The sequence below is a fragment of the Desulfobulbus rhabdoformis genome, assembly GCF_016919065.1.
Lineage (GTDB): Bacteria > Desulfobacterota > Desulfobulbia > Desulfobulbales > Desulfobulbaceae > Desulfobulbus > Desulfobulbus rhabdoformis.
Genome location: NZ_JAFFQA010000023.1, coordinates 50,758 through 77,035, shown reverse-complemented (window position 1 = coordinate 77,035; position 26,278 = coordinate 50,758). Strand labels below are relative to the sequence as shown.

Sequence of the window (26,278 nt, the reverse complement as noted above, 5' to 3'; positions counted from 1 at the left end):
GTGCCAAGTACAATTCAAAATTCGATTCCTTTTTTGAGGAGTATGAGCAAAAGGCAAAGCAGCAGAGAGCATCACGCCCAAAAAGGATCCGGCGGGTTAAATAATGCCATAAGTAGCGGATGCACCCGGTGACAACTGATCATGGCTCAGACGAAGCATATCGTTAATGCTGACCAGAGCTGTACGAATGCTGATTTTGCCGCCTGTCGGCATTGAGTCCCGTGCATTGACACAGAGATTGGCAAGGATCTGATCCACCTGGGAAGGATCAATCAAGATCGGGGGCAAATTCGCATGAGGTTGCCAGATAACCTGCACCTCTTCACCAATCATGCGCTGTAAGACCTTTAACATGCCAGAGACCGTTTCATTAAGGTCAAGGACCTTAGGTACAACAGGCTGTTTTCGGGCAAAGCCGAGGAGCTTACGGGTCATAGCCGAAGAGCGTTGGGCCGCATCGACGATCTGTTGCAGAAACTCGTGCACCTGCATTCCCGGTTCGACCTTGCTCAAGCCCATCTGTGCATAGCCAAGGATGACACTGAGCATGTTGTTGTAATCATGGGCGACCCCACCTGCCAAACGGCCAATGGATTCCATCTTCTGCGCTTGCCTCAGCCGTGCCTCCAGGTCCTCCTGCTGCTTTTCTGCTGTGATCCGCTGGGTCACATCACGAATGAGCCCGATATAACCGGTCATCCGTTCTTCGTCGTCATACAGACGAAAGAGGTTGACCTCGCCTGGAAAGATTTTGCCCTCTTTAGTGACAAACTGGACAAGAAAGATCTGAACTGAATCATCGTTTAATGTCGCAAGGGATTGCTTCATTTGATGATACTGGAGCTCACTCTCGTACAGTACCAGGGTCTGCTTGCCCAACAGATCATCCAGGCTGTAGCCGAACAGGTCTCCAAACGCTCGATTACAGTTAATAATTCTACGGTGCACATCGGTAACCAGTAGCGCGTCTCGAATGGAATGAAACAATCGACGATAGTTGGTCTCGGATTGACGCAGGATATCTTCTGTTTTTTTATGGGCAAGAATTTCTTGCTCAAGCTGCAACATCTTCTGTTCAATCTTGTTGACGAGCCGCTCATTGTAGAGTTTGAGCACATCGTCCTCTGCACCGGGGACAGGACAAGGTACGCCTTCCCCCTCCTCTGGACAGGAGAGAACTTCATTGATAGCGGCAAGCAACACATCGGGCTCGCAAGGCTTTTGCAAAAATTTGTTGGCACCGATTTTCAGCGCAAAGGCCTCGTCTTTGGCCCCGGTGTAAGTGGCTGTGAAAAAAACAAAAGGAATATGGCAGTACCGCGAATCGGATTTTACTTTGCGGCAAAATTCAAAGCCATCCATCTCGGGCATGAGGATATCAGAGAGGATACAATCAATTTCTTGGGTCTCAAGCAGATGAAGGGCTTCAGCACCGTTTGCCGCCGAGCTGACAGAATAGCCATGTCCCTGGAGCAGAGCCTCTATCATGTAGAGGTTTTCCTGCTTATCATCCACACTGAGTATCCGCATCAAAGCTTCCCCTCTGCGTCCCATCCAGGGGGGAAATACTTGCAAATTTCCGAAACAAAAGTTTCTGGATTGATCGGCTTTTCAATATAGCCTGTGGCCCCTGCGGCCAAAATTCGTTCACGATCACCAACCATGGCATATGAGGTAACGGCGATAATGGGGACCTCAGCCAACTCATGGTGACGTTTGAGCGCAGCGGCAACCGCATAGCCATCCATTCCCGGGAGTTGAATATCAAAAAGAATGGCTAAGGGGATGCAACTGAGCGCCGTCTCCACTCCTTTGGTTCCATCCATGGTGCTGAGGATGGTGAAGCCGCTTTTCTCGAGAAGAAACTGCATCATGTAGAGATTCTGTGCATTGTCTTCAATGATAAGCAGAGGTTTTTTCACGCATGCACCTCCTGGCTTTGATCAATTGTAGTTTCCCGAGGCAGCGTAAGGGTGAAGGTTGAGCCCTGCCCCAGAGTACTGGCCACCGTAATGACTCCTCCCATCTGGGCCGCTAAACGCTGACAGATAGCAAGGCCTAACCCCGACCCCTCGTGTTTTCGAGCAAGCCCGGATTCAACCTGATGAAAAGGCTGAAAAACTTCTTTAAGTTCCTTTTTCTCCATGCCGATGCCCGTATCTCTGATACTCAGGCAAATCTCGTTTTCTTTGGCCTGGCAGGCAAGGATAACCGAACCTTGTTCAGTGAACTTGATCGCATTATTCAAGAGATTAATCAGGATTTGCTCAAATCGTCGTTTATCGGCGCAGATACTGCCAAGTTGGGGTTTGACTTGAAATTCCAGCGTCAGTCCCTTTTCCTCGGCCAGGGGAGTAACCAAACTCAGTACATGCGTAAGTGTGGGATTCAGGTCAAAGGATTCATGGCTGAGTTCAAGCTGTCCGGCTTCAATTTTGGAGATATCCAACACATCATTGATTAAGGAGAGCAGATGGCGTGAGCTTTTCTGCACCATCTGCAACTGTTTACTTTGTTCCTCGTTCAAAGGGCCGGCCAAGCCCTGGACCAAAATACCGGTAAAGCCGATGATTGAATTCAGCGGAGTGCGCAACTCATGGGACATGGTGGCTAAAAAGGAGGATTTGGTGCGATCGGCTTCCTGGGCTTTTTCCATGGCTCGCCGCAGCGTTTCAGCGGCCCGCCGCTCTTCGCTGATATCCTCTAAAATGGCCACGGCCCCGTCTTTCGGTTTGTTCTCGTCAAAGGCGCGCAGACTCAATCGTGCCCAAAAAACCGTGCCGTCTTTACGGGTTACCTGCTGAGAACGACGGTGGGTTTCTCCTCGGGCAAGCTGTCCATACACCTGATCACAAGCTTTTTCATAGGCCTTTTGACTCCCATACCACATGCGCGTGGACATACCGATCAGCTCATCGTACTTGTAGCCGGTCATCTCCATCGTTTTCTGATTGCAGCGAACAATGACACGGTCACGCAGCATGATGATGCCCACCCCGGCAGACTCAAAGATGGAGACCTGCTCCCGGGTAATTGTAGCCAATTCAGCAGTACGTTCGCGAATACGTTCTTCCATCTCCTGGTTTATCTGGCGCAGTTCACGCGTCCGCAGATTAACCTGATATTTGAGGATTGCTCCGCCCAATAGACTGAATAGCAGGATACCGGCACCAACCCCGCCTCCAATTTTTAACCAGAGCGGCCAACGGAATGCGACCTTCTGCGAGGTCCAGTGAAGAACCGATTGATAATACAATGAATTCGGCTCAGCTTTCATCTCTGATAAATAGCGATCAATCGTGGGCAAAAGATGTTTGGGATCATTCTTGGCAGCGGCATAGTAGAGATCAGAAGGTTCAAAAACCACGGCTGTGTCTTCGAGCCCGTATTTACGGCCATTCATCATGCCGTAAAATCGGTTAGTCACAGCAACATCCGCCTCGCCCCTTTGAACCCGACTAAACATGGATTTGTAATCATCGACTCGCACCAACTCACACTGAAGCTCAAACCCTTTTCGTAACCTCTCAAAGGCGGTGTCCTGAATGGAACGTTCAAGAACCATTATCCGTTTATGATTCAGATCGAGAATCGAATGAATATGATGCCCTCGAGGCGCATAAACCTGGAACCAGGAAGAGAGGGCCGGGACTTTGGGAAAGGTATAAATTTGGGCACGCTTTGCCGAGTAGGCCATATCCGGGATGAGATCGATCTCGCCCCGTTCAAGCCGGTCTAGATTTTGGGCCCAGCTCCCAGAGATATATTGGAGTTTCCAACCTTCTCTGCGGCTAATATCGTTCAGTAGATCAACAAAAATTCCAGCGGGCTGTCCGTCTTCAGTAAAAATTTTGGGAGGGTTTTCATAGAGACCAACACGCACTATCAGCGGTTGAGCAATAGCTGAGGCGGTCCCTGTGCAAAAAAACAGACAGAGAAATGTGTTCAAAAAGAAATGCTTAAAAGGGAGGTGTAAAACAGAAAAATGCATGCAGAACCCCTTGGGGGTAAGGGTTTGCTGAATCCGTCCTGAATCCGTGTTACCAGAGGTTTGCCGGACAGCTTATCGTTTTGCAAAGATCAATAGCTTCTTCAATGTCGCATTATGCATACTTTGCAAGGGAATGGCAAACGGTAAAACGATTCTTCTAAAAAAAATAAGGCTATTTCAATGTGTTATTCTTCTGTATCCCTTGAGAAGGCTCTCTTATGGAAGCATTTCCTGCTTGAGCAGACAACAGGATATACGGTGGAGGGGGGAGCCATCCTTCGCGTAACCGATATTATCAGGCTGCAGCAGTTTGTTCATCACACAGCCTTCGGGAATTGAGAGGGGAAAAAAACGGTCCTCGTTCAGCCCCTCACGGTGGAGAAGCCGGTTCTCTTTGATCTCGTAGGAATGGATAGCATGATCTTCACAAAGTGGGCATTGATACACCCGACCATTGGGAAAAATAAAAAAATTCTCTGCCACCATTCCCGCACACTGAAAAACCTCCTCAGGCTCAAGGTAGACTTTGGGATAGGTGACATGAATGCCACGCCTGGCGGCATCAGCGGCTACCTGGGGAACCACTGAGAGCCACTGATCCGGATCCACCTGCCAGTTGACCTCCCCCCCTGGCTGCGTGTTGGCTGGATTGCCCCTGAGCCCGATCACCTGAATGAAAAAACGACGAACTCCCAGCTCTTCAAGCAGTGGAGGCATACGATGGAGATGGTTGATATTCAGCCCTGAGACTGTGTAAATAAGACTTATATTAAATCCCAGCGCCACGGCCTTTTTCAGGTTCTGAGTGCAGACATTGAAGACACCCTCACCGCGAATGGGATCGTTAATAACGGGATCAGGGCCATCCAGGCTGAAACTGAGATAATCCAGCTCCTGGGGACTCACCTTGTCAAGCAGGTCATGGAGCAGGTATCCGTTTGAATCCACGGTTACCGCATAGCGCAAAGATTTCGCCGCCCTGATAATAGCCGCCAGATCCCTGTGCATGGTCGGTTCCCCGCCGAGGAGGATGAGGTTGGTCTGCTGTTCGGGACGGGCAAAGAGCTTGAGCCAACTGAGAACCGTCTCCAGAGACAGGGTCGCGGTGCCATGCTGGTCGGGATTGATGTAACAGTGACGACAGGCCAGATTACAGGCAGTGAGAATGTGAAAAAAAACATTGCGCTCGCCGGCCTGAAAGCCAACGGTGCGGGCGTGGGGCGTGGTACTCATGGGTTGGGCTCCAGGCTTTGGGCCATTGTATAGCGGGACAGCAGGCTTTCCTGCCAGTACTCCCCATTTTGAAAAAACTGTTGAAACAGGCGCAGGCTCTCATCTCGGCGAACGCGGTCGATCAGCTCCACCTTCATCTGCGCGTACAGGGTATTGAGCATGTAAAGCGGTAGGTTGCCACCACCCCCCATGACATCCTCATAGGCCCAGACAAAGGTGCGAATACCTGAGAGGAGCATGGTGGAATAACACATCAGGCAGGGCTCCAGAGTGGAGTAGACAAGCACCTGACTCAAATCAAGCGTGGGATGCTCCCTGATCAACCTGCGCAGGGTCAGCACCTCGGCATGGTCGATCTCATTTCGGGTTTCTTCCTGGCTGTTTTGACGACGCCCTTTGGCTATAATCCGGTCTTCTGAAACCATGACACAACCCACCGGAAACTCTCCCTCGGCCAAGGCCTTGCGCGCCTCTTCCAGGGCCAAATCCATGTAGTGTTCATGTGTGCTCGTCATTGGGATATCACCTTGATTATAAATATAATATTCGTCGGTCCTGTGTATCTTTTCTCGAGAACAAACGGCTACCAGCTATACCACGCACAGGGAATGCTGTCAAAAGAGATGGCCTTGTACAGGGTGAAACAGGTTTCACATTGAGCGGCCAAATTTGAGAATATTCTTTGGAATCGTCATGGAGGTATCCGGTTGGACCCAGTCATGTCCCCGATCGCTGCAAGGGAGATAGACCAGATGCATCATGGTCTCAGTGAGACGTACCTGAGGCAGGTGGGGATAGATATTCTTGTCACTGGCTGTACAGGTTGCAAGCATGACCTTCACCGCCTGCAGCGCCTCGCTTGCCGGCAGGGTGACCGGAAAACGATTTGGCATGGGGCGCCCTTTTTCAGGGCGCAGCAACCACTGCCCCAGGGTCACCTGACGACCGGCCTGGAGAAAGATCTTCGGACGCAGCTTCATAGCGGGAATCCAAAAACTCATGGCCCGCTCCCGCCATCTGGGGCGTGGAAGCATGGGCTGATTGGTCCGCACGATAAAATCTGCAAAGCTGTAGATGGAAAGCACAGGTATATGGGCGGTGATCTTCCAGAACGGCAGGTAGAGCCGTGCCTGTTTCCCGCCGGCCTGTTGATACCAGTCGATCCGCTTGAACCCTTCGGCCCCCAGAGCCCAGGCCGATTCGCAGCTCTCACAGAGCAAGACACGGCTGTTACCGGCACCCTCCATCATATCCCCACAGTGGGGGCAGGTACTGGCCTTGAACTTCACCGCCCAAGAAGCCTTATACGATTTCCCCTTGACCATAAAATCGGCCAATTGAGTCATATCCCCCACCTGACGCCCATTGATCGCATCTCTCAGTTGACTTGCTTCAATGGTTATGGGGAGATAGATATAACTTAAGCTCTCGCCGATATAGGCCCGGTGGTAATAGCCCTGCTTGAGCATGGCGTCAAGCTCCCCGACCGAAGCCGCTTTTTCCAGGATTGCATTGGCTCGAATGGACTGCGGCAGATAGCGGTGCAGCCCCTCTGGAGCAAGACGGTGTAACCCCATGGCCTGGGGACGCAGCCCCAGGGATGGAGGCAGACCGGGCATGGGGGTGGCCACCTGGGTGGTATCAATGACTCGATGCTCGATCCCCTGATCAGAAACCAGAAAAATGGTCCCCTTAAAGCGGAGATAGGGTGCAAAAAGCACCCCCTCGCCCGCTTCCTCCCCGGCGTGGGGCAGCACATAGCGAAACGGGCCCTGAGCCTGCAAGACATTGCAGCTACCGCAATAGCTACAGCTTAAAATTTGATCCGACTCGGCAAGATCGACAGGGGCGCCACACTGGGGGCATCCTTGAGCAACGTGAAGATCCATTTCAGGCAACCAGATAGCTTAAACCAATTTATCGCCACACTGGTTGCAGTAAAGGGCTCCAGGCAGATTGGTCGCACGACAATGCGGGCAGGTTATCTCTGCGGCCCGTTCTTCCGCCCGATGACCGCACCTGGGACAGAATACGGCATTGGGCGGCAGATTTTTGCCGCAGTTTTCACACTCCTGGCTCAACAGCTGCTGATGCCCGCAAAAGGGACAGAAACGGGCATGCACCGGTATCAGGTTTGCACATTCCTGACAGGGCACCTCTTTTTTCTGCTCGGGTGCAGCCTTGGTGACTCCCGGTTGGAGCTGGCCAAACATGGCGGGCATCATCATCCCCAAGCCAAGTCCCATTCCGGCTCCTGCCTCTCCTCCAACGGTTGCCGCCTTTTCCATGGCCATGGCTGCCTTCATCCGCACAAAGTTATCCATATCCTGAATAAGCCCCAGCCGCGAACGATCATCAATAGCCTGCTGTACTTCCTCAGGTGGCGTGATCGATGTCACATACAAAGCATCAAGGGCGAGTCCCAAACGGGCAAAATCAAGGACTAACCGTTTTTGCAGGCCTTGGGCAATCTCGTCAAAGCTGCCGGGCAGATCAAAGAGTGAATGCAGGTTTTCCCCCAGATAGTCATTAAAGCGGGAGACAATCACCTTCCGCAGAAAATCCTCGACCTCCTCGGTGGTAAAACGCCCCATGGTGCCGGCCAGTGTGTTGATTAGAAGCACCGGCTGCACAATACGAATATTGAAGATGCCATGGGCGCGTAAACGGACGAGGCCGAGTTCAGCATCACGAAAGGCAATGGGATCACGGGTCCCCCATTTCAGGTTGGGAAAAACCTTGAGGTTGACAAAAAAGACCTCGGCTCGTAAAGGACTGGTTCCCCCCCAGGGCACAGAAAGAATCTTGGTGAGGATGGGAATATTCCCGGTTTTGAGGGTATGCCGCCCGGCACCATAGGCATCACAGGCCTTGCCCTTATAGAAAAGGACTGCCGCCTGTGACTCACGCACGGTGAGCTGGGCGCCGAATTTGATCTCCCCGGATCCCTGCTCCGGTAGTCGATGCAACAGTTCCTGGCCGCTCTCGTCGAACCATTCCAGGGATTCCAGTAAAAACACATTATCTACGCCCATTGTTCGCTCCGTATTTGGGGGAGTTGTCCTGCTCAAGGATTCACTTGCGCATTTGCTGCGACAGTTACGCGTATTATAGTAGTTTGATCTGCTTCGGCAAAAAAGTTTTCTCGGGAGTAATATCAAGATTCCACGATGGCTGGTGAACCTGAACAACAAGTAAAAGAGGAGACGTTGTTCAGAGCCCTCCTGCCGTCACGGATTCAGGCAACGATCTCGTAACATTGAGAATATGCACAGCACAACAACGGTGATGAATGATGGAATTTCATGAAGAATGGACGTTGGAATCGGCACTGGAGATCTTACAGCACCCGACCGTGGACAGTACAATATGGGCAGAGGCGGTGGAATGGTTGATGATTTACGGCCCCCCGGAGATTCAGGAGTTACTGAAGCAGGCCAGTGGTCATGCCACACAAGAAAGTTTCCCCGAACTCAAGCCCCAGGGCTATGCACCAGATGGCACCCCCTGCTACGATATCAGCGAACTGGCTGCGAATGTAGGTATCAGCGAGGAAGAGGCGCGGGAAAAACTTCAAAAGATGGAGGCCAAACACGGGATGCAACACGGCTTTGGCGAGGATGACACCAGCAGCTTACAGTAACTCAGCAGTCATCCACCGTCATGGCTTCAGGTTTCATTTCCACTCAATAGGGAACCAGTTCAAAGAGCCGTTTATGCGGGTCGATCTGAATGTGGTAGTAACGGTCCTGGGGCATGTAAATATAGGGTATTTCCTCTTCCTGGCGGGTGAGGAAGGAAGAGAGAATCATGCGGTTGACCGCCCGGTGGCCGACAATCATGATATTTTCATCGTAGTTGTTGAGGAAAAAGACCTTTTTCAGCCCCCGGTGGACTCGGTCCTCCATGGTCTTATACCCTTCGCCGTCTGGGTATATATAGCGGTACTTATTGGGACCACGCGCCCTGGCCACATGGGGCATGTTCCGCCGAATCTCCTCGTAGGTCATCCCTTCGCAGACTCCGGCATGAATTTCATTAAACTCGGGCAAGGCGATGATAGAGCAGGAATCCTGACGCTCACTAATGGGTGAGGCCGTCTGCAGGGTACGGATATAGTTACTGGTAAAAATGATAGGAATACGAACTGTGGCAAAATGCTCGGCCAGAGAGTTGGCCTGGGCCTGGCCTTTATCGGTGAGTTCGGAATCACCACCAATGCGATCCTCCCGGTTAAACAGGGTCTCTCCATGACGGACGAGAAAGAGGTTGCGCACCACTCGGGTGGTGATCACGTCGCGGATACGGTCATAGTAGGGCAATATGTCGGTAATCTGTACCTGGAGAATACAGTTGTCAAAGCTATCCACCAGAATACGGTTGGCCTCGGTATCCAGGGGTTCGTAAATAGACTCGTAATACTTGATACGTTTGACAAAACTCTCCAGGGCCTGTTCCGTGGTGAGGTGACGAAACTCTTTTAAGCGAGCCTTGCGCTCAAGATTGGCTTCCAGGGCCTCTTCATCGGCGTTAAGGCACTCGATATAGCACAGTGGGATATCGGGGAAGGCCTCGGCTAGGCGGCGTCTGCGTGCACGGGTGACATTGGAGGCGTCCATGATGGCAACATTGCCCCCCTCCCGAAAAAAAGCCTGCGCCTGTTCAATATTTATCTGAGAGATACGCTCCCGCAGCTCTTTGCCGCGTTCGTTACTGGGCGAGAAAAACTCAGATGAAGAGTTATCTTCCCCGGTATCAAGCCTACGCCTGAGTTCACCATTATTGAATATACGTACCCTGATACCGTCAAACTCCAGGGTACGGCCAAGTTTTTTCGCCATGGTCGATTTGCCCCGTGCAGGCAGACCAACCATTACAAGCACCAGTTTCCCTCTCATTGCTGTCTCCGGATCTATTGATCAGCGTCCAGACCGTCTCTGCTGCTATTGTACGTACTGATGCAAAAATTTGCAGGAATATTTTACCTGTCGAACATCGAGGCCACGTTAAAGCTCAAAAATACCTGAATCCGTGAGCATTCATCATTACTTGAGAAAGATCGGCTCTCTTTGTCCGCTTCTGCTTGCGTTCAGCCCATCTTTACGATAGCTTGCGAAAAGATTTTTTCCGCATTACGCTGCAATTTCCCCTTCCATCCCGGGAATCTGTTGCAATACGCCGCCATGTTGGTGGCACATGACCTTGTGTCGTTTACACGGGGCCATTGTCTTTGAACTTTAGTCACCATGGCAACACCATGACAGCACAGAAAAAAGAAACCTTTCTTAAAGATTATACACCTCCAGCCTACCTGGTTGACTCTATCCACCTGCGAGTCGAGTTGGATCCCAATGCCACTGCAGTTGAAGCCAGAATGCAAATTCGCCCCAACAATACCACTGCAGAGCCGCTGGTATTAAACGGCGAACGTCTTGAGTTGGTAGGAGTAAAACTCAACGGGAACCAACTGCAAGCCGATCAGTTCAGCTTTAGCGATGACCTGCTCACCGTTCCAAATGTTCCAACCGAGTCCTTTGAGGTCACTGTCTCTACCAAAATCGATCCGGCCGGAAACACGGCTCTTGAAGGCTTGTATCGTTCCTCGGGCAACTACTGCACCCAGTGTGAGGCTGAAGGCTTTCGTACCATCACCTGCTTTCCAGACCGCCCGGATGTGATGAGTGTTTTCACCACCACCATCATTGGTGACAAATCCTCCTGCCCGGTGATGCTCTCCAACGGTAACCTGATTGACAGCGGTGATCTTGCAGATGGTCGGCACTACGCCACCTGGAATGACCCCTACCCCAAACCCTGCTACCTCTTTGCCCTGGTGGCGGGCGATCTGGTTAAGATCAGTGACACCTTCACCACCCGTTCTGGACGTGAGATTGGTCTGCATATTTACGTGGAAGAACGCAACCGCGAAAAATGCGGCCATGCCATGCGAGCCCTGCAAAAATCCATGCGTTGGGATGAAGAGCGCTTCGGCCGCGAGTACGATCTTGATCTCTTTATGATTGTTGCCGTTGATGATTTCAATATGGGTGCCATGGAAAATAAGGGCCTCAACGTCTTTAATTCCAAATATGTCCTGGCCCTGCCCGAAACAGCCACGGACGTGGATTATGAAGGGATCGAAGGCGTTATTGCCCATGAATACTTTCATAACTGGACCGGAAACCGTATCACCTGCCGAGACTGGTTTCAACTCAGCCTCAAAGAAGGGTTAACCGTTTTTCGGGATCAGGAATTCACCGCAGACATGATCTCACGGCCGGTGAAACGCATACAGGACGCCAACATCATTCGCTCCTTCCAGTTTCGTGAAGACTCCGGGCCCATGGCCCATCCGGTACGTCCGCCATCCTTTGTGGAAATCAACAACTTCTACACCCTGACAGTGTATCATAAGGGTGCCGAGGTCATCCGCATGCTCCATACCCTGCTTGGGCCGGATACCTTCCGCCGGGGCATGGATATTTATTTTGAACGCTATGATGGCCAGGCCGTCACCTGCGACGATTTTGTCAGTGCCATGGAGACCGCCTGGGACAAGGATTTAACCCAATTTAAGCGATGGTATTCCCAGGCGGGTACGCCCGAACTCAGGGTGCAGGCAGATTACGATGCCGAAAAACAGCAGCTGGTGCTCACGGTGGAACAGCACTGTCCGCCCACGCGGGAAGCTCAGGAAAAAGAGCCTTTCACCATGCCACTCGCCGTTGGCCTGCTTGACGAGGCAGGACTGCCCATTCCAGTTGGAACCGGTCACAATGCAACGACCAGCGTGCTGGTTCTTTCTGAAGAGAAGCAAAGCTTTACCTTTGACGACATTCCCGCCAAACCAACCGTCTCTTTTTTGCGAAATTTCTCTGCCCCGGTGAAGGTACTCTTTGAACAGAGCGAAGAAGAACTCAGCCGGATGATGGCCTTTGACCCAGATCCCTTTAATCGTTGGGACGCCGGACAGAAACTCGGTCTGCGCTATATGCTTGAACAGATTGAGCGTTTCAGCCGGGGGCAAGAGATAACCGTGAATGAGCGGCTGATTACCGGCCTGCGTAACCTGCTCTTGGATCGCAATTCGGATCAGGCCTTTCTGGCCATGGCAATGGCCCTGCCCTCGGAAAACTGGATCAGTCAGCAGATGGAGGTCATCGATCCGGTTGTGGTCTCCAGTGTTCGCCAGCAGTTTCGCGCACTCATTGCCCAAACCCTGCGCATTGATTTGGTTAAATGCTATGACAGCCTGCACTCGACCGAGCCCTATCGCTATAGTGCCCATGAAGCAGGTCGCCGCTCACTGCGCAACCTCTGCCTGGCCTATCTGACAGCCCCCACGCTGACCGGTGAGCTGGAATCCTGCCTGCTGCAGCGGGGGAAGAACCAGTATAAACAGGCCGACAACATGACCGATTCCATCGCAGCCCTGGGCTGTGTGGTTAATGCCGACCTGGATACTGGTCTGGAATTACTGGCAGATTTCCACGGTAAATGGCACAAGGATCCGCTGGTAGTGGATAAATGGCTTATCCTGCAGGCAGGATGCACCCTACCCGGTACCCTGGAGCGGGTCAAAGAACTGACCACGCATCCAAGCTTCACCTACAAAAACCCGAACAAGGTCCGCTCGCTGATTTCCACCTTCTGTGCAACCAACCACGCCCAGTTCCACGCGGCCGATGGTTCAGGCTACGCATTTTTAGGGGATCAGATCTGTCTACTTGACGAACTCAACCCACAGATTGCCTCCCGCATGATCACACCGCTGACCCAGTGGCGCCGCTATGACAGCGGGCGTCAGCAACTTATGTGTGAGCAACTCAAACGGATTGGCGATCAGCCCAAACTCTCCGATGATGTGAAGGAGATCGTTGAGCGTTCGCTGTAATGTAATTCGCATATTGGAAGACGTTAAAGCCAGGGAATTTGATATTCCCTGGCTTTTTTTGATTAGCTTGAAATTTTGTTTTTTTTATTGTAAGTTGCTCTGAACTTTCCAAAGAGCATCTTCTTTTTCTGTTATCTTATTTATAATTCCATATCTTTAGATACCTTAAAAGTTTCTTGCTTATCACCCCTCAGGAGAAAGAGCATGAAACTTTTTGTCGGTAGCCTTCCCTTTAACATTGTTGAATCTGAACTTTCAGAGCTGTTTGGCCAATTTGGCAGTGTCGTCAGTGCCAAGCTTATTATCGATCAATTTTCCGGTGAATCCAAAGGATTCGGTTTTGTCGAGATGTCTACCCGCTCTGAGGGGCACAAAGCCATGGAAGGGTTAAACGGCAAGGAATACAAACATCGCAAACTTGTCTGTAATGAAGCCAAGCCGCCGGTCAAGAGAGGCCAGCGCCGCAGATAATCCCCCCTCTCGGCTCTTCACCATCTCACTCTAATTACGTGCATATCAGGCATTAATTGATTTTCGTGCACACGATCTTTTTGCTGCGAAGCCATCAGATTTTGTCTTTTTACGCGGTTAACAGCAATCCGCCACCAGGGATACTGCGTTGTCTCTCCGTCTGCTCAAAAATGAACATATGGCAACCACCCTTGTTTTTCCCCGTACCAAGCACAAGGCAAAAAAACTGGCTCTCTCTCAAATTGGAAAAATCCGGGTTCAAAGCCTGTCACAGGGCAACCGGCAAAAAAGCACATACAACTTCAGGTTCGCGCCGTTCACGCAATCGTGGATCTAACGCGTCCAATGTCTTCGGCTTGTCTGGCCAAGCCAGGTAATAAGCAGAACTTGAGGTTTTAACCGTTTGCCGCATCATCCTTTTGATAATGCGGTGCATCACCACTGGTCCCCAAAACGGACCAGCCACAGAACTGTGTGATATGTACACACAACGAACAAGGAGTAGTTGCAATGGCTGAAGGAACTGTAAAATGGTTTAACGATTCAAAAGGATTTGGTTTTATCGAGCAAGAAGGTGGCAAAGATGTCTTTGTTCATCATACTGCCATTCAGGGCTCTGGCTTCAAGTCTCTTGAAGAAGGCGCCCGGGTAAGCTTCGATGTGACCGACGGCCCCAAAGGACCATCGGCACAAAATGTCGTGAAGTGCTGATCGTTCCGTCTTCGCCAAAAACAACAAACCCCACTCCATGTGGGGTTTGTTGTTTGCGTGTGCCAAAACTACCAGAAGCGACATGGCCAAAGATGCTGACAACGTGACAACGGTTGGGCAGCAAAGGTGAGCATCGAGGCGATGACCAGTCCGCCGCCTATCCCAATGAGCCCGGTTAGCAAACCTGCAACGCCTCCCAAAGCAAGATAGAGCAGCATAATTTCTATTGGCTCGGCCTCGAGCCGTTTTTTAAGAACGCAAAATATTTCTATTTACCATGGAGACAGAAGCTGTGCCGGTGAGAACCATGGCCTGAATGAGCTCACCTTTAATCTTGGCAAGGTATTTTTCCACCCCCTCCTGGAGGCCGCCGACAGCTGCAACGGAAACAGGCCTGCCAATCATTACAAGGTCCGCTCCAAGTGCCAGAAGTTTTAATACATCGCCACCGCTACGAACACCACCATCGGCAATAATAGTCAACTTACCTTTAACTTCCTTGGCGATATCCTCCAGAACCTCAGCCGCCCCAGGAGACGAGTCGAGGACTCTACCGCCGTGATTTGAGACAACGATACCGTCTGCACCGGCTTCACAGGCGAGGATGGCCTCATCCACTGTCATCACCCCCTTGAGGATGAACTTCATTTTGGTTGATGCGATAATTTTTTTTATTTCATCAACTGTTTTGGGGGATACCGGTCTTCCCATTTGTCTCAGGGTGACAAGGCCGGCTGCGTCGATATCCATACCGAACACGGAGCTTCCGGAGTCTTCCGCCTTCTTTAGCTTTTCGAACAACTCCTCATCTTCCCAGGGCTTAATAAAGGGGATCCCTTCACCATTGTTCTTTTTAATCGCTTCAAAACCAGCAACATGAATAAATTCGGGGACGCCGTCTCCTGTACACCCCATGGTACCTGCAGCCCGGCAACCACCTATAACTGCGTTAATATATTCTTCTTCACTGACCTTGCCACCCATGTTGAAACTTACACCGCCAATTGGCGCAGCAAGTACCGGCATTGAAAAATCCTTGCCCAAAGCATTCACCTGAGTGTCAGGAGTGGTAACGTCGTGAAGCACTCGCATATTGAATCTATATCGGGCAAGTGCTTCCAGGTTCGCAGTAAAGGAGGAACCGGTACCCAGCCCGCCCATACCGGGAACTTCTCCCCTGCATGCTTTACCGTCGCACAGTTTACAAACCCTGCAGAACCCTTGCATTTTCTCTTTTGCGCTCTCGTAAATTTCATTCATGATTTTTGTTCTCCACTTCTTTTTTGGTATGGGGCCTGTACCTATGTAAGGTTATCAAGATTCTGTTCTACTTGATCCATGTGACGGCGCATGCATTGTGCCGCCTCTTTTTCTGACTGACAGCTCAGTGCTTTGAGGATTTTCTTATGGTTGTCTATGGAATTGAGGTATCGTTCTTTGCTTTGTAGTTCGCTTATTCTGCTTTCACCCAGGATGCCGCTGAGGGTTTCATACAGATCCAGAAGCGCACGATTACCAGTTGCCTGGGCAATAAGGTGATGAAAACGTTCATCCAGTTCAACCTCGTTTACGCCCGACTCCTTTGCTTTTGCCTGCTCTTCCAGCACCTGTCCTAGTTCAGCCAGCTGTTCCCTTGTAATCCTCTTTGCAGCAAGAGCCGCAATCTGAGGCTCGAAGATTTTGCGAAGCTCAAATATTTCGTTGAGTCGCGTACGCTGACGGGACGCCCCCTCCACAATATGACGGAGTGCTCCTTCTGCAACAAATGTCCCAGATCCGCGGCGGCTTGCGACAATCCCACTTTCTGCAAGAGCTTTTATAGCCTCCCTCACCGTATTTCGTGAAACCTGGAACTTTTCGGCCAGGAACCGTTCTGCCGGTAGCCTCTCCCCAGCCTTGAGCTGCCCATTTTTGATAAGCCCTTCTATCTGGCTGACGATTTCATCATGTCGCTTATTATCCATGCTCCCCACACAATTCCATTAAATTGGCCCAACCAATATCAAGCCACAGAGGTGATGTCAACGATAAATTGGCCCAACCAATACGGGGGTTAATACGCCATATGAACAGAGCATGTATTCCCGATGTGACTGATCGTCCATGCCACGTTGTTGCACGGCGAACTCTTTGAGGTAACTTCAATGGAAAGAATGGGCAGGGGTAAGCAGCAATCGGCAGATGCAATTAATTTTATTTTTTTGAATCGGGAGCCAGGAGCATCACTGCTGTGATAATGACCAATGTATCAGGTTAGCTCTACGGTTGTTATAGAATAATCTGTCGAGAACCCGCTTTGGCAATATTGCTGCGAACCGATAATGGCGAAGATAAAGACCACACTGATCAACAGCAAGTGGGGAGCAATATTCATTTTTTCGTTTTTTTAATACCTTTATCCCACCAAGAGCCGGGAGGTATGGACCAAATAGTATATATTTCTTTCCAGGTATCAGGATGAACAGTCCGAATTGTTTTTCTATCATGTTTGTGGTCTTGACTTACAAGCTCGTTTTTCTGATTGTTCAACATCTCCTTTTTCTTCATTGTAGTCTCCTGAAGTATTTTCTTGATGTACGATAAGCGGAGGTCTATCATTCGTAAAATGATTTAATCGAATATAAACTATTCGAAATAGGAATAACATGGAGATGAGAACACTACAGGCATTTGTAGAGGTTGTTCGGCAAGGGGGCTTTACCCGGGCAGCCAAAACCTTGATATCTACACAGCCAACGGTGAGCAAGGCGGTCAAACAACTTGAAGAGGAACTGGAGCTCCAGCTTCTCGACCGGGTCGGCCATAATTGTGTTTTGACGGACGCTGGAAAAATTGTCTATCGCCGTGCGTTGACAATCCTGGCGGAAAGCGAGGACCTTAAAGCTGAAATTGAGGAACTTCGGTGTATCATGGGGGGCACTTTTCGCTTGGGTTTCCCCCCAATTGGTAGCAACACTCTGTTTGCCCGGTGGTTTATGACTTACCGCAAACTTTACCCGAAGGTCGATCTGCAGCTCGTAGAATACGGCAGTAAGCGGCTTGAGGAACTCGTACTTGCGGGGGAACTCGATATTGCTGCTGCATTGTTGCCGGTGAATGAACTCTTAGAATTTCACGAACTACGGCGGGAACCGATTGACATGTTGATCTCCGTCGACCATGCACTTGCACAATGCGACCGCCTTACCTTTGCTGAGTTGGCAGAAGTACCTTTCGTCCTTTATGCGGAAGGCTGGGCTTTGAACCCTATCATTCTTGGAGCATGCCGAAAAAATGGTTTTACTCCCAAAGTTGCGGCTTATTCGAGCCAAATCGATTTTCTTGTCGAATTGGCTGCTCTCAAATTGGGCGCCTGCTTTTTACCACGGATGATTGCTCTGCAACGTCCTCATGCCCTGACCAGGCGCATCCCTATCGATCAACCGGTTATCCATTGGCACATGGGGTTGGTCTGGCGGCGAGGTGGCTATTTGCCTCCCCCTGCCAAGGCTTGGCTGGATTTAGCTGAGCAATTCCAGATTTCTGCAACCTGAAGCCGGTAGCCAATACATGCACTCCTGATGCAAAAGAGATGGTCCCGCTTTTGAGACAGAATCATGGCATGATCGAGGTGAATGCCGGAGTTCACCCACAGATTTCTCTGAAGTCCCCATCTTTTTTAAACCTTGAGCTTCTTCCTGATACTCTAGCTGAATATGAGTCATGCAGATGTGCTTTCTTATACCGAATGTTAATTTCCTGTAAATAGAGGTGGCCGTTTCTCCAGAAAAGCCGTCATCCCTTCCGTTTGGTCTTCACTGGCAAAGCACTGACCAAATTGTATCGCTTCATATTGGCTTGCCCTGGCAATATCCATCTGGCAACCATTATTTATTGTTTGTTTACATATCTGTATTGCTCTAGGCCCCTTGCTGCAAATCTTTTCGGCAATGTTTTTGCAGGTTGACATCAATTTATCTTGTGGCACGACACGGTTAACAAGTCCAATGCGAAGAGCCTCTGTCGAATCAATAATGTCACCGGTGTATAAGAGTTCACTGGCTACTCCTTTTCCCACCAATCGTGGCAGTCGCTGGCTTCCACCGAAACCTGGAATTACCCCAAGATTAACCTCCGGCTGACCGAATTTTGCGTTGGTAGAAGCTATACGGATATCACAGGCCAAAGTAAGTTCGCAGCCACCGCCTAAGGCAAAACCATTTACCGCAGCAATCACCGGCTGAGGCGCGCTTTCTATCATCATCATCACGCTATGTCCCAGATGGGCGAACTCCGTTGCTTCATGTGCGTTCATCCTGCGCATATAGGAGATATCAGCCCCCGCAACAAAAGCCTTTTCCCCGCTACCTGTCAAAAGGATAACCTTCAAGGTATGGTCACCACTTATCTGTTCAAAGCATACCTTTAATTCCTGCAACGTGTCATAATTCAGAGCGTTCATAGCTTTTGGGCGATCAATGGAAACCACTGCAAGAGCTTGGTCTCTTTCCAAACGGATATTTTTAAATGTGGTCATTTTTTTCACCTTTTTTTCAGCATACAGTTCAGAGGTGGTCGATCGTTTCACAATATTCACAGGCATGCCACAAACAACGAAGTTGACATACCGATGAATGTTCACGGATTCAGGAGTAAAGTTGTTTCCATTTGCTTTTGGCAGATGACTTTTTCAGAGTTCTTTTTTGTCCTTTCCAAGGACGATCACACGTCGGTACAGGCTAAGAACCTTTGCCGCGATCTTTTCTTCTGCATACTCCTGTGCAAATATCTGAGTGCTTTTCGACAAATCAGACAACCGATGGCGGTCTTTTAAGAGAGAGGTTACCCCTTCTGCCCAGTTTTCAGTGCTTTCAGCGACCATCATACCGTTATATCCATCTCTCACCACGTCGTGGACCCCGCTGGCTCGCACTGCGACCACGGGACATCCGCCAGCCATGGCCTCGATCAGGACCATCCCTTGCGTTTCCGAGGTTGAGGCAAAAACAAAAAGGTCGGCGGCAAGATAATACAAGGCAACGACTTGAGGAGCCAGATTTCCTGTAAAAATGACATGCTCATCTAATTCGAGCGCGCCAGCTTTCTCCTTAAGTCGTTTCTTCTCCGGACCATCCCCAACTAACAAACATTTAAATGGGCCACCAAACAATTTTTTTACCTTTGCGAGTCCATCGATCAGGAAGTCGAGATTCTTTTCCCTGGCCATGCGTGAAACGCTAATCAGGAGGGGAACATCAGATGGTGCGTATTGATTTCGCAAAGCCTGAATCTGTTGCGACGTCCAGCATTTGTAGTTTTCCATATCAATGCCGGTGGGGATGGTCTCGATAAGAGCGTTGACCCCCAAGTTACGTAGGTACATCTCGGTTGAGGGCGTGGGCGTGATAATGGCGTCACAATGGTTAGCGAAACGCTTGATCAATACATGTGCCGCGAGATTTTTCAGTGCCGTGCCCGGAAAAGGGATATAGTGCGTATATCGTTCCAGCCGGGTGTGGTAGGTAAAGACCACGGGCAGGCGCCGTTTCTTTGCAAGGTGCATCCCCTTTTTCCCGAGCCAAAAGGGATGGTGCACGTGAACCAGGTCGTATTCACCTATTGTGAATTCCGCTTTGATCCTACGGGAAAAGACATTGACGAGAGGAAACTCGGCCAGGCGCAGGTTAAACAATCCGGGACAGCGGACGACATGGGGGTCTTCTGGGTCACTCTGTGCTTCAGGGTAGTTGGGCGCGAAGATCCTTACCACTTCTCCAAGTTGCACGAGTCCCCGGCAAAGTCTATCTATGGAAAGGGGAACGCCACCAATAAATGGCAGGTAGTTATTGGTGAACATGGCCACGTGAAGCGTTTTTTGCGACAGCGCTGTTTCGTCGACGCTGAAATCCCTGTACAAACTCTCTTGACGCAAAATCAGCGAGTAAAGTTTCAACGCCACCAGACTGGTTAGAGCCAAAACCAGCAACCCATTGAAAAGACCGATATAAAACAAAGAATGCAGGTACAGTTTCAAGGTCTCCAGCTTTTCGCGGAGCGTCCCCAAGCGTCCGCTGGCCTCAATGTTCGCAAACGTAGGCTGATCTGGCCCCACGACAACGCTTGCAATCTGGTAAGGCTCTTGTCGATCGAAGAGCAGGCCACCGCCACCGCCCGAGATAATATATCTTACCCCTTGTTCAAGACGTTCGTGATAGGTGGGATAGCCGGTTGAGAAAACAGCAGTCACCCGGTTGCGAGAAAACAGCTGGCGTAATTCCCGGCTCAATGCCGCATCAAGAACATAATGTGTCTCGTCCGGGTCGAAGCCTGGCAAGGGAAAAAGTGCATGATTCAAAAACACAAAGCAATTTGTGTATTGTTGCGCCAGTGTCAATTCCTGCCTGAGCCAGCGCATCTGCCATTTCCACGATGTTTGTCCGGTGGAATCGAGAAAAATGAAAGAGCTTTTCCCCAGATGAAAAGAAAAAAAGTAGGGGCCGAAATGATGATAAAATTTTTCAGTTCCAAAATCTTCGACCTCATTATGCCCGGCGGCCAGCACGTAGGGAATGTCCATTTTCCTGAGACCACGGTATAACAAACGATATTTCCCCTCGGCACCGTCGTACACCGCGTTCCCCAGAGATATCAAAAAATCCGCGCCGCTGCTTTGTATGAGAGGAGAGATGCGTCGCTCAAAAATCCGCATGGAATTTCTGATATTGCCGACAACAGCAAATCGGTAACTGCTTCTGCCTTGGAGACGAGTCTCGATTCGTTCGATATTTTCCGCATTGAGGGCCTGGTAATCCTTCTCATGAATAAAGAGAGAGACTCGGTAGCCGATCAAAACTGCCATGAGGAACAAGGTTGCAATAAGGTAGAGCGTCAGTTTATTTCTACGCTTCATTGTCACTCTGCCTTTGTGCGCTGAAAAATTTCGGTGAAGATCACTATAATGCCGATCACGACACCTACATAAATGGTGAAAAATCGCCAGGACAGAGTCAGTAACGCGAGATCCTTGTTTTGCACCAGTTGCGCGAACAGTAACCCATACCCACCCTCGGCTACACCTGCCGCCCCCGGTGTGGGGGCAAAATACATGAAAAAGGTCACCACCAACTGGATGGCCAGTAGAGTCAAAACGGGAGTCTTGTATCCCAATGCCCGCACCAGCACCACGGAAAATGAAAAGAGGAGCAGCAGGAAAAGCGCTGTAAAGATTGCCGAAAGGCTCGCCCAGCCAGGACTGGTTCTGAAAAAGCGTTTAAAACCGTTGGAAAACAGGTTCAACTCTCGGGACCCCATTAAAAACCACCCCCTGAACCGATCTCTCGACAGAATTTTTTTCCTATGAAGAAGATACAGACATCGGAAGACCCAGCGTTTGATAAGCCGATGCCTGTTGAGAATAATCCAGAAAAAAATCAGATAACCACAGGAAACCCCTGTAATACCGTAGAGAATGTTGTGGTGAACAAGCAGGCGAAATTGATTCGGTTCGGCCCAAATGATGATGGGTGCGAGTGTGAACAGGATGAGGGCCGCCAGAATGGTACGAATCGTTGTGGCTGCCGTCGCCTCCCCAACCGGCATACCTTTCTGCTTCATGAAATAGACCTGGACGACACCTCCCCCGGTTGCAAAGGGGGTGACGTTGGAAACAAAAATATTGACGAAGACAAGTTTGACGACATGGGCAAAGGGGATGCGAAATCCCATCCCCCGAATCACACAATACAGCCGCAAGCCGTCTGCCAGGAAATAGGAAACCAGAAGCATGCCCAGCAAGCCGACGACACCGGGTTCAAGGAAACTGGAAGGTATGTGGAGTTCCCCTGCGGCAAAATAGTGGTGAACAAAATACAGCGTAGAAAACGACAAGGTGAAAAAAAGCCCCGCCAGTCCTAGATAGCCGATTACCTTTCGAGAGAAAAATAAGGGAGTTTGCTCGGATCGTTGCATCATTTACACGTTTTTCGCTTTGCGGAACTTTTGAACAGGTTCTTCGATCTTGCTGCAGGTTGATTGGGCTTGAGCAAAACCGCGCCTCACCAAGCCAGCAGCAACTCCCCTCGGTAATGCACCTATCCGCACCAGGATTTCTGCCAAAGGAAAGAGTTTAACTAGAAGATCATCCAATCCAATATCCATGCCAGCTACCTCATCCTCAACATCACCCTTTGCCGTCAGAATCAGGATAGGGGGTGTTATCCCTGCCGGGCGCATTTCTCTTAAGTTCTCGATCCCACTGAAAGAAGGCCGCATAAGGTCAAGTACGATCAGGTCATAATTATCTCCACCATTGATCTGCTGATTTTTATAATGCTGTGCAGGTAGTTACGCCTGGACATACTCTCAACATTCTGGTCGGGATACTACCCCACAGTTGTAACCTGCAAGGTGTCGCAATACAGCTACTTGCAATTTTTTTTTGTGACACTCTGGAAGTACATGCTCGATGTGAACATTCGTTGGCATTGTCAGCATGCGTCCTTATCCTCGAATAGGAGAAAAAATACGTCAGTTTTCGCGATTGAGTGAAACAGATTAAAGCCCTGCAGACACCAATCATCCAGGAATCGCTTTTCGCGAAAAAAGCCCTGCTTCACTCGTTAAAAATATTATATTTTTTTAATTTATTATTCAGCGTTGTCCTGGTGATATTGAGGAGTTTTGCTGCTTCAGTCTTATTGCCCCCAGTCTTCTCCAGGGTTTGTTGAATAGCCAGGCTCTCAATCTCTTCCAGAGATTTTCCCCCAAGCCCCCCTACTCCTTCGGTATCGTCTGCCCCAGAAGTGATCGTTGAGGTTAAAGTATGCGGCAAATCATTCTCTTCCACGTAGGGATTCATAGCCAAAATCACGGCACGCTCGATCACATTTTCCAACTCCCGAACATTACCGGGCCAGGGAGCGTGGGTGAGGATAGCCATGGCTTCCGGGCTGAATCCCTTGATATCTTTTCTGTTTTTCTCTACATATTTCTTCAGAAAATGCTGGGCCAGCAGAGGAATATCCGTGATACGCTCCCGTAAGGGAGGAATGTGGAGATTCATCACATTGAGCCGGTAATAGAGATCCTCACGAAAAGTTCCCTTGTGGACCTCTTCCTGTAGATCACGATTGGTCGCGGCAATAATGCGCACATCCACATGCTGAACCTCATCGCTGCCAAGCCGTTGAATCTCCCGTTCCTGGATGGCTCGCAGTATTTTTGCCTGCATGGCCAGCGGTATTTCCCCCACTTCATCAAGAAAGATGGTTCCCTTATTGGCCTGGACAAAACGTCCGTTACGTTGTCGATCCGCACCGGTAAAGGTCCCTTTCTCATGACCAAAGAGTTCCGATTCAAGCAAGGTTTCGGTCAGGGCAGCACAGTTGACGGTGACCAGTGACTGTTTTTTGCGTTCACTGTTGGTGTGAATTGCCTTGGCAAAGAGTTCCTTTCCCGTGCCGCTTTCCCCGGTGATCAGGACGGTTGCCTCGGTGGGAGCGACAATACGTGCCATTTCGATAACCTTACCCATGGCCGCGCTGGAACCGATTATCTCTGTAAATCCCTGCGTTAGCCCCATCTGCTGCTTAAGCGAATGATTCTCCTGGGCGAGCTGAAGATGCTCCATAGCACGGCTGATAATGAGTTGCATCTCCTCAAAATTAAGCGGTTTTGTCAGATAATCATAGGCTCCGAGTTTCATGGCCTCCACCGCCGTATCCACCGAGGAGTAGGCGGTCATGATGATGACCGGAATGGAAGGGTTGCGTTCCTTTATCTGGGCCAGCGCCTCAATGCCGTCCACATTGGTCATGCGTACATCCATGAGAATGAGGTCACAAGATTGTTCCTGAACATAGTCGATGGCTTCACTGCCGTCGGTGGCTGTGGCAACCTTGTGGCCAAGACTACCCAGCACGGTTTTCAGCATTTGGAGGTGCGCCGCATCATCATCAACAACTAAAATCATTCCTTTTTTCTTCATGCTGCATCTCTCTTTTGCGCGGGAAGATGAAGGGAGATGGTTGTTCCCTCTCCTGGGGTACTCTGCACTGCAATACGCCCTCCATGATCCTCGACGATCTTATAGACGATAGCCAGCCCCAACCCTGTACCGTTTTTCTTGGTGGTGAAGTAGGGATTAAATATATTATTTTTTTCCTCTGCGCAGATCCCCTTTCCAGTGTCGGCTACCATCAGTTTCAGTCCACTGTTTTCCTGCTGCACGGATATGGAGAGTCTGCCGCCATCAGGCATAGCCTGTGCGGCATTGATGATGAGATTCAGGAGCACCTGCGTCATACGATCGGGATCAAGATCGAGAATGGGAGGCTCGGTCGGATACTGCAAATTGACCTCCACCCCGGCTCCCTGCAAATCATGACTTGTAATGCGCAGGGCATGGTCAATAAGGGTTTGCAAATTGGTGGGTTTGATCTTGAGATCTGAAGGACGGGCAAACTCCAGCAGTTCAGAAATGACCCGATTGACCCGGTCCACCTCACCGGCCATAATGGCGGCGGCCTCCCTGTTTTCACTGCCTTTGTCAAAAAGACTCCCAAAATACGTCACATAGCCCTTAATCGAACTGAGGGGATTTCGTATTTCATGGGCAATGCCTGCAGCCAGGTCACCAATGGCGGCCAGTTTTTCCTTTTGGCGCAGACCGCGTTCCAGGGCTCGGAGTTGGGTGACGTCTTGAAGAATACACATGAATCCTAGAGAGTGCCCCTCTTCACTGTGTACGGTGGAGGTACGGACCTGGACCACTGCCGGCTCCTGCTGCTCCCGGTTCAAAGTGATCTCAAGTCCATCCCTTGCAGTGGCTGGGCGTTCTTCGCTCAGAAGAGGCACGAGCTGCGCAGGAAGTAGTTGGTCCAATGACTTTTTTTCAGCCAAGGACCGTGTCACGGAGAGCAGAGAGCAGGCGACCTCATTGATATAGAGCACTCTCTTGGTTTTCCCCACCACCACCATCCCCACGGGTAGACTCCGCACTATTTCAGCAGCAAAGGCACGGGTATCATCCAGCATACGTCTGTTTTTCAAGTAGCTCTGGGTCCAGAAGAGCGAAACAACACCCGCCAGGGCAACAAGAAAAATGATACCTGCCATGATGTAATTGTGCCGGATCTCATCATTTATGGCTCTTTGATAGGGCTTGATATCCATGCCAATGATAATGGTTGGTGGCTGTTCGACATTGTACAGCTTTTCTTGTGTAGCCCCCCCCATCCAGGTTGGTGAACACTCCATTTTTTCAGGTGAGATCGAACCATGCAGATGCCAACGATGGTGTAAGCCGCCTCCATGATCCCTTGTTGGGAGAAATCGCTTATACACCTCAAAGACTTCCCCTCGAATCGCATCTGTACGAATACGCCACTGCACCACTTCCCCGGGCTGAAAATCTGCACGGACGCCATAATCGGTCATCGTTTTTCCAACCTGCTCCTGATCACTCTTAGCCAAAATTCGCCCTTCTTTGTCAGCCAGGGTTATATAGAGTGTATCTGATCGCAGAGCTGTTTCTTCCAGCAGGGTCTGGAGATGTGCCTGATTTCCTAAAAGGCCCATCATCCCGGTTCTCGCTCCGGCTTCGAAAACCTGAATTACAGCAGCACCTTTTTCTTTGAGCAGGACTGTCAGGGATTGTCTCTCGCGTTGATAACTCATCCCTCCCATCAGTAGCACGACCACCATCAGCACCAGGCTCATGCCGATAATCATCCAAGAGGGTGCATATAACTTTCTTCTATTCATAAATCGATCGTACCTCGTTGGTGGTTGCGATGAGGTGCCAAGTCATAACGGTTAATATTTAGACGTCGTCCAGCTTCAAGACGACTAAAAATTAGACACTCAGCCCAATTTTCGCAATCCTACTTTCAAGCTACAGAGAAAAATACTGTAATTTTAAATGTAAATTCAGCCATATATTACATATATATTTTTTTTGGCACGACACATGCTGTAACAAGGACATCCAACACATCTCT

Annotated in this window: 22 protein-coding genes; 5 read left to right on the top strand and 17 right to left on the bottom strand. The window is 50.1% G+C overall.

The features are described 5' to 3' along the window. Nucleotides 1-96: 96 nt before the first annotated feature. The 7 genes from JWJ90_RS13160 to JWJ90_RS13130 form a co-directional block, all read right to left on the bottom strand. Nucleotides 97-1,530, bottom strand: a complete 1,434-nt coding sequence (locus JWJ90_RS13160) for an ATP-binding response regulator (protein WP_205227691.1) — start codon at nucleotides 1,528-1,530, stop codon at nucleotides 97-99. Further along, nucleotides 1,530-1,922, bottom strand: coding sequence for a response regulator (locus JWJ90_RS13155; RefSeq protein WP_205227690.1), 393 nt, complete (start codon nucleotides 1,920-1,922; stop codon nucleotides 1,530-1,532). Before JWJ90_RS13155 ends, JWJ90_RS13160 begins: the two co-directional genes overlap by 1 nt. Then, on the bottom strand, nucleotides 1,919-3,949 hold the full coding sequence (locus JWJ90_RS13150) for an ATP-binding protein (RefSeq protein ID WP_205227689.1): 2,031 nt from the start codon (nucleotides 3,947-3,949) through the stop codon (nucleotides 1,919-1,921). Before JWJ90_RS13150 ends, JWJ90_RS13155 begins: the two co-directional genes overlap by 4 nt. Nucleotides 3,950-4,207: 258 nt before the next feature. Then, entirely contained in the window at nucleotides 4,208-5,224 is a 1,017-nt protein-coding gene (locus JWJ90_RS13145) for a radical SAM protein (RefSeq protein ID WP_205227688.1), read from the bottom strand. Then, a complete protein-coding gene (locus JWJ90_RS13140) occupies nucleotides 5,221-5,739 on the bottom strand; it encodes a nucleoside deaminase (RefSeq protein ID WP_205227687.1) in 519 nt (172 codons plus the stop codon). Before JWJ90_RS13140 ends, JWJ90_RS13145 begins: the two co-directional genes overlap by 4 nt. A gap of 135 nt (nucleotides 5,740-5,874) precedes the next feature. Next, on the bottom strand, nucleotides 5,875-7,113 hold the full coding sequence (locus JWJ90_RS13135) for a TFIIB-type zinc ribbon-containing protein (protein ID WP_205227686.1): 1,239 nt from the start codon (nucleotides 7,111-7,113) through the stop codon (nucleotides 5,875-5,877). An 18-nt stretch (nucleotides 7,114-7,131) separates the two neighbouring features. After that, entirely contained in the window at nucleotides 7,132-8,259 is a 1,128-nt protein-coding gene (locus JWJ90_RS13130; RefSeq protein WP_205227685.1) for an SPFH domain-containing protein, read from the bottom strand. 257 nt (nucleotides 8,260-8,516) lie between these two features. On the opposite strand from JWJ90_RS13130, the gene JWJ90_RS13125 reads away from it, so the two are divergent. Then, nucleotides 8,517-8,867 (top strand): hypothetical protein, encoded by a 351-nt coding sequence (locus JWJ90_RS13125; RefSeq protein ID WP_205227684.1) that lies wholly within the window; start codon nucleotides 8,517-8,519, stop codon nucleotides 8,865-8,867. 43 nt (nucleotides 8,868-8,910) lie between these two features. Here JWJ90_RS13125 and JWJ90_RS13120 read toward each other — a convergent pair whose 3' ends face one another. Further along, nucleotides 8,911-10,122, bottom strand: a complete 1,212-nt coding sequence (locus JWJ90_RS13120; RefSeq protein ID WP_205227683.1) for a bifunctional nucleoside/nucleotide kinase/histidine phosphatase family protein — start codon at nucleotides 10,120-10,122, stop codon at nucleotides 8,911-8,913. Between the two features lie 359 nt (nucleotides 10,123-10,481). Here JWJ90_RS13120 and pepN point away from each other — a divergent pair, with 359 nt between their 5' ends. The 3 genes from pepN (at nucleotide 10,482) to JWJ90_RS13105 (ending at nucleotide 14,300) form a co-directional block, all read left to right on the top strand. After that, nucleotides 10,482-13,118, top strand: a complete 2,637-nt coding sequence (gene pepN / locus JWJ90_RS13115; protein WP_205227682.1) for an aminopeptidase N — start codon at nucleotides 10,482-10,484, stop codon at nucleotides 13,116-13,118. Between the two features lie 204 nt (nucleotides 13,119-13,322). Then, the gene (locus JWJ90_RS13110; protein ID WP_205227681.1) at nucleotides 13,323-13,589 is read left to right on the top strand and encodes an RNA recognition motif domain-containing protein; all 267 of its coding nucleotides are present in this window, start codon (nucleotides 13,323-13,325) and stop codon (nucleotides 13,587-13,589) included. A gap of 510 nt (nucleotides 13,590-14,099) precedes the next feature. Beyond that, entirely contained in the window at nucleotides 14,100-14,300 is a 201-nt protein-coding gene (locus JWJ90_RS13105; protein ID WP_205227680.1) for a cold-shock protein, read from the top strand. Between the two features lie 249 nt (nucleotides 14,301-14,549). On the opposite strand, the gene JWJ90_RS13100 is transcribed toward JWJ90_RS13105, so the two are convergent. The 3 genes from JWJ90_RS13100 to JWJ90_RS13090 form a co-directional block, all read right to left on the bottom strand. After that, a complete protein-coding gene (locus JWJ90_RS13100) occupies nucleotides 14,550-15,560 on the bottom strand; it encodes an alpha-hydroxy-acid oxidizing protein (protein WP_205227679.1) in 1,011 nt (336 codons plus the stop codon). A 41-nt stretch (nucleotides 15,561-15,601) separates the two neighbouring features. Continuing rightward, nucleotides 15,602-16,264: a FadR/GntR family transcriptional regulator gene (locus JWJ90_RS13095; RefSeq protein WP_205227678.1), complete on the bottom strand. Its 663-nt coding sequence runs from the start codon at nucleotides 16,262-16,264 to the stop codon at nucleotides 15,602-15,604. 406 nt (nucleotides 16,265-16,670) lie between these two features. Continuing rightward, nucleotides 16,671-16,847 carry a hypothetical protein gene (locus JWJ90_RS13090; RefSeq protein WP_205227677.1) on the bottom strand — a complete coding sequence of 59 codons (177 nt, stop codon included), beginning with the start codon at nucleotides 16,845-16,847 and terminating at the stop codon, nucleotides 16,671-16,673. Nucleotides 16,848-16,945: 98 nt separating this feature from the next. On the opposite strand from JWJ90_RS13090, the gene JWJ90_RS13085 reads away from it, so the two are divergent. Further along, nucleotides 16,946-17,833, top strand: a complete 888-nt coding sequence (locus JWJ90_RS13085; RefSeq protein WP_420828914.1) for a LysR family transcriptional regulator — start codon at nucleotides 16,946-16,948, stop codon at nucleotides 17,831-17,833. Between the two features lie 197 nt (nucleotides 17,834-18,030). On the opposite strand, the gene JWJ90_RS13080 is transcribed toward JWJ90_RS13085, so the two are convergent. From JWJ90_RS13080 to JWJ90_RS13055, 6 genes are all read right to left on the bottom strand, one after another. Continuing rightward, complete coding sequence (locus JWJ90_RS13080; protein ID WP_205227694.1) at nucleotides 18,031-18,816, bottom strand: enoyl-CoA hydratase-related protein; 786 nt, start codon at nucleotides 18,814-18,816, stop codon at nucleotides 18,031-18,033. 153 nt (nucleotides 18,817-18,969) lie between these two features. Beyond that, a complete protein-coding gene (locus tag JWJ90_RS13075; RefSeq protein WP_205227675.1) occupies nucleotides 18,970-21,189 on the bottom strand; it encodes a glycosyltransferase in 2,220 nt (739 codons plus the stop codon). A gap of 2 nt (nucleotides 21,190-21,191) precedes the next feature. Next, nucleotides 21,192-22,250 carry a lysylphosphatidylglycerol synthase transmembrane domain-containing protein gene (locus tag JWJ90_RS13070; protein ID WP_205227674.1) on the bottom strand — a complete coding sequence of 353 codons (1,059 nt, stop codon included), beginning with the start codon at nucleotides 22,248-22,250 and terminating at the stop codon, nucleotides 21,192-21,194. Further along, on the bottom strand, nucleotides 22,251-22,568 hold the full coding sequence (locus JWJ90_RS13065) for a response regulator (protein WP_275889110.1): 318 nt from the start codon (nucleotides 22,566-22,568) through the stop codon (nucleotides 22,251-22,253). A 322-nt stretch (nucleotides 22,569-22,890) separates the two neighbouring features. Further along, a complete protein-coding gene (locus tag JWJ90_RS13060) occupies nucleotides 22,891-24,264 on the bottom strand; it encodes a sigma-54-dependent transcriptional regulator (protein WP_205227672.1) in 1,374 nt (457 codons plus the stop codon). Next, a complete protein-coding gene (locus JWJ90_RS13055; protein WP_205227671.1) occupies nucleotides 24,261-25,997 on the bottom strand; it encodes a PAS domain-containing sensor histidine kinase in 1,737 nt (578 codons plus the stop codon). The genes JWJ90_RS13060 and JWJ90_RS13055 overlap by 4 nt, the downstream gene beginning before the upstream one ends. Nucleotides 25,998-26,278: the final 281 nt, after the last annotated feature.

Bases quoted from the DNA above. Each gene is read 5' to 3' on its own strand.
- JWJ90_RS13160 (WP_205227691.1), bottom strand. From the start codon at position 1,530: ATGCGGATACTCAGTGTGGATGATAAGCAGGAAAACCTCTACATGATA.
- JWJ90_RS13145 (WP_205227688.1), bottom strand. From the start codon at position 5,224: ATGAGTACCACGCCCCACGCCCGCACCGTTGGCTTTCAGGCCGGCGAG.
- JWJ90_RS13140 (WP_205227687.1), bottom strand. From the start codon at position 5,739: ATGACGAGCACACATGAACACTACATGGATTTGGCCCTGGAAGAGGCG.
- JWJ90_RS13135 (WP_205227686.1), bottom strand. From the start codon at position 7,113: ATGGATCTTCACGTTGCTCAAGGATGCCCCCAGTGTGGCGCCCCTGTC.
- JWJ90_RS13130 (WP_205227685.1), bottom strand. From the start codon at position 8,259: ATGGGCGTAGATAATGTGTTTTTACTGGAATCCCTGGAATGGTTCGAC.
- JWJ90_RS13125 (WP_205227684.1), top strand. From the start codon at position 8,517: ATGATGGAATTTCATGAAGAATGGACGTTGGAATCGGCACTGGAGATC.
- JWJ90_RS13120 (WP_205227683.1), bottom strand. From the start codon at position 10,122: ATGAGAGGGAAACTGGTGCTTGTAATGGTTGGTCTGCCTGCACGGGGC.
- pepN (WP_205227682.1), top strand. From the start codon at position 10,482: ATGACAGCACAGAAAAAAGAAACCTTTCTTAAAGATTATACACCTCCA.
- JWJ90_RS13110 (WP_205227681.1), top strand. From the start codon at position 13,323: ATGAAACTTTTTGTCGGTAGCCTTCCCTTTAACATTGTTGAATCTGAA.
- JWJ90_RS13105 (WP_205227680.1), top strand. From the start codon at position 14,100: ATGGCTGAAGGAACTGTAAAATGGTTTAACGATTCAAAAGGATTTGGT.
- JWJ90_RS13100 (WP_205227679.1), bottom strand. From the start codon at position 15,560: ATGAATGAAATTTACGAGAGCGCAAAAGAGAAAATGCAAGGGTTCTGC.
- JWJ90_RS13095 (WP_205227678.1), bottom strand. From the start codon at position 16,264: ATGGATAATAAGCGACATGATGAAATCGTCAGCCAGATAGAAGGGCTT.
- JWJ90_RS13090 (WP_205227677.1), bottom strand. From the start codon at position 16,847: ATGAAGAAAAAGGAGATGTTGAACAATCAGAAAAACGAGCTTGTAAGT.
- JWJ90_RS13085 (WP_420828914.1), top strand. From the start codon at position 16,946: ATGGAGATGAGAACACTACAGGCATTTGTAGAGGTTGTTCGGCAAGGG.
- JWJ90_RS13080 (WP_205227694.1), bottom strand. From the start codon at position 18,816: ATGACCACATTTAAAAATATCCGTTTGGAAAGAGACCAAGCTCTTGCA.
- JWJ90_RS13075 (WP_205227675.1), bottom strand. From the start codon at position 21,189: ATGAAGCGTAGAAATAAACTGACGCTCTACCTTATTGCAACCTTGTTC.
- JWJ90_RS13070 (WP_205227674.1), bottom strand. From the start codon at position 22,250: ATGATGCAACGATCCGAGCAAACTCCCTTATTTTTCTCTCGAAAGGTA.
- JWJ90_RS13060 (WP_205227672.1), bottom strand. From the start codon at position 24,264: ATGAAGAAAAAAGGAATGATTTTAGTTGTTGATGATGATGCGGCGCAC.
- JWJ90_RS13055 (WP_205227671.1), bottom strand. From the start codon at position 25,997: ATGAGCCTGGTGCTGATGGTGGTCGTGCTACTGATGGGAGGGATGAGT.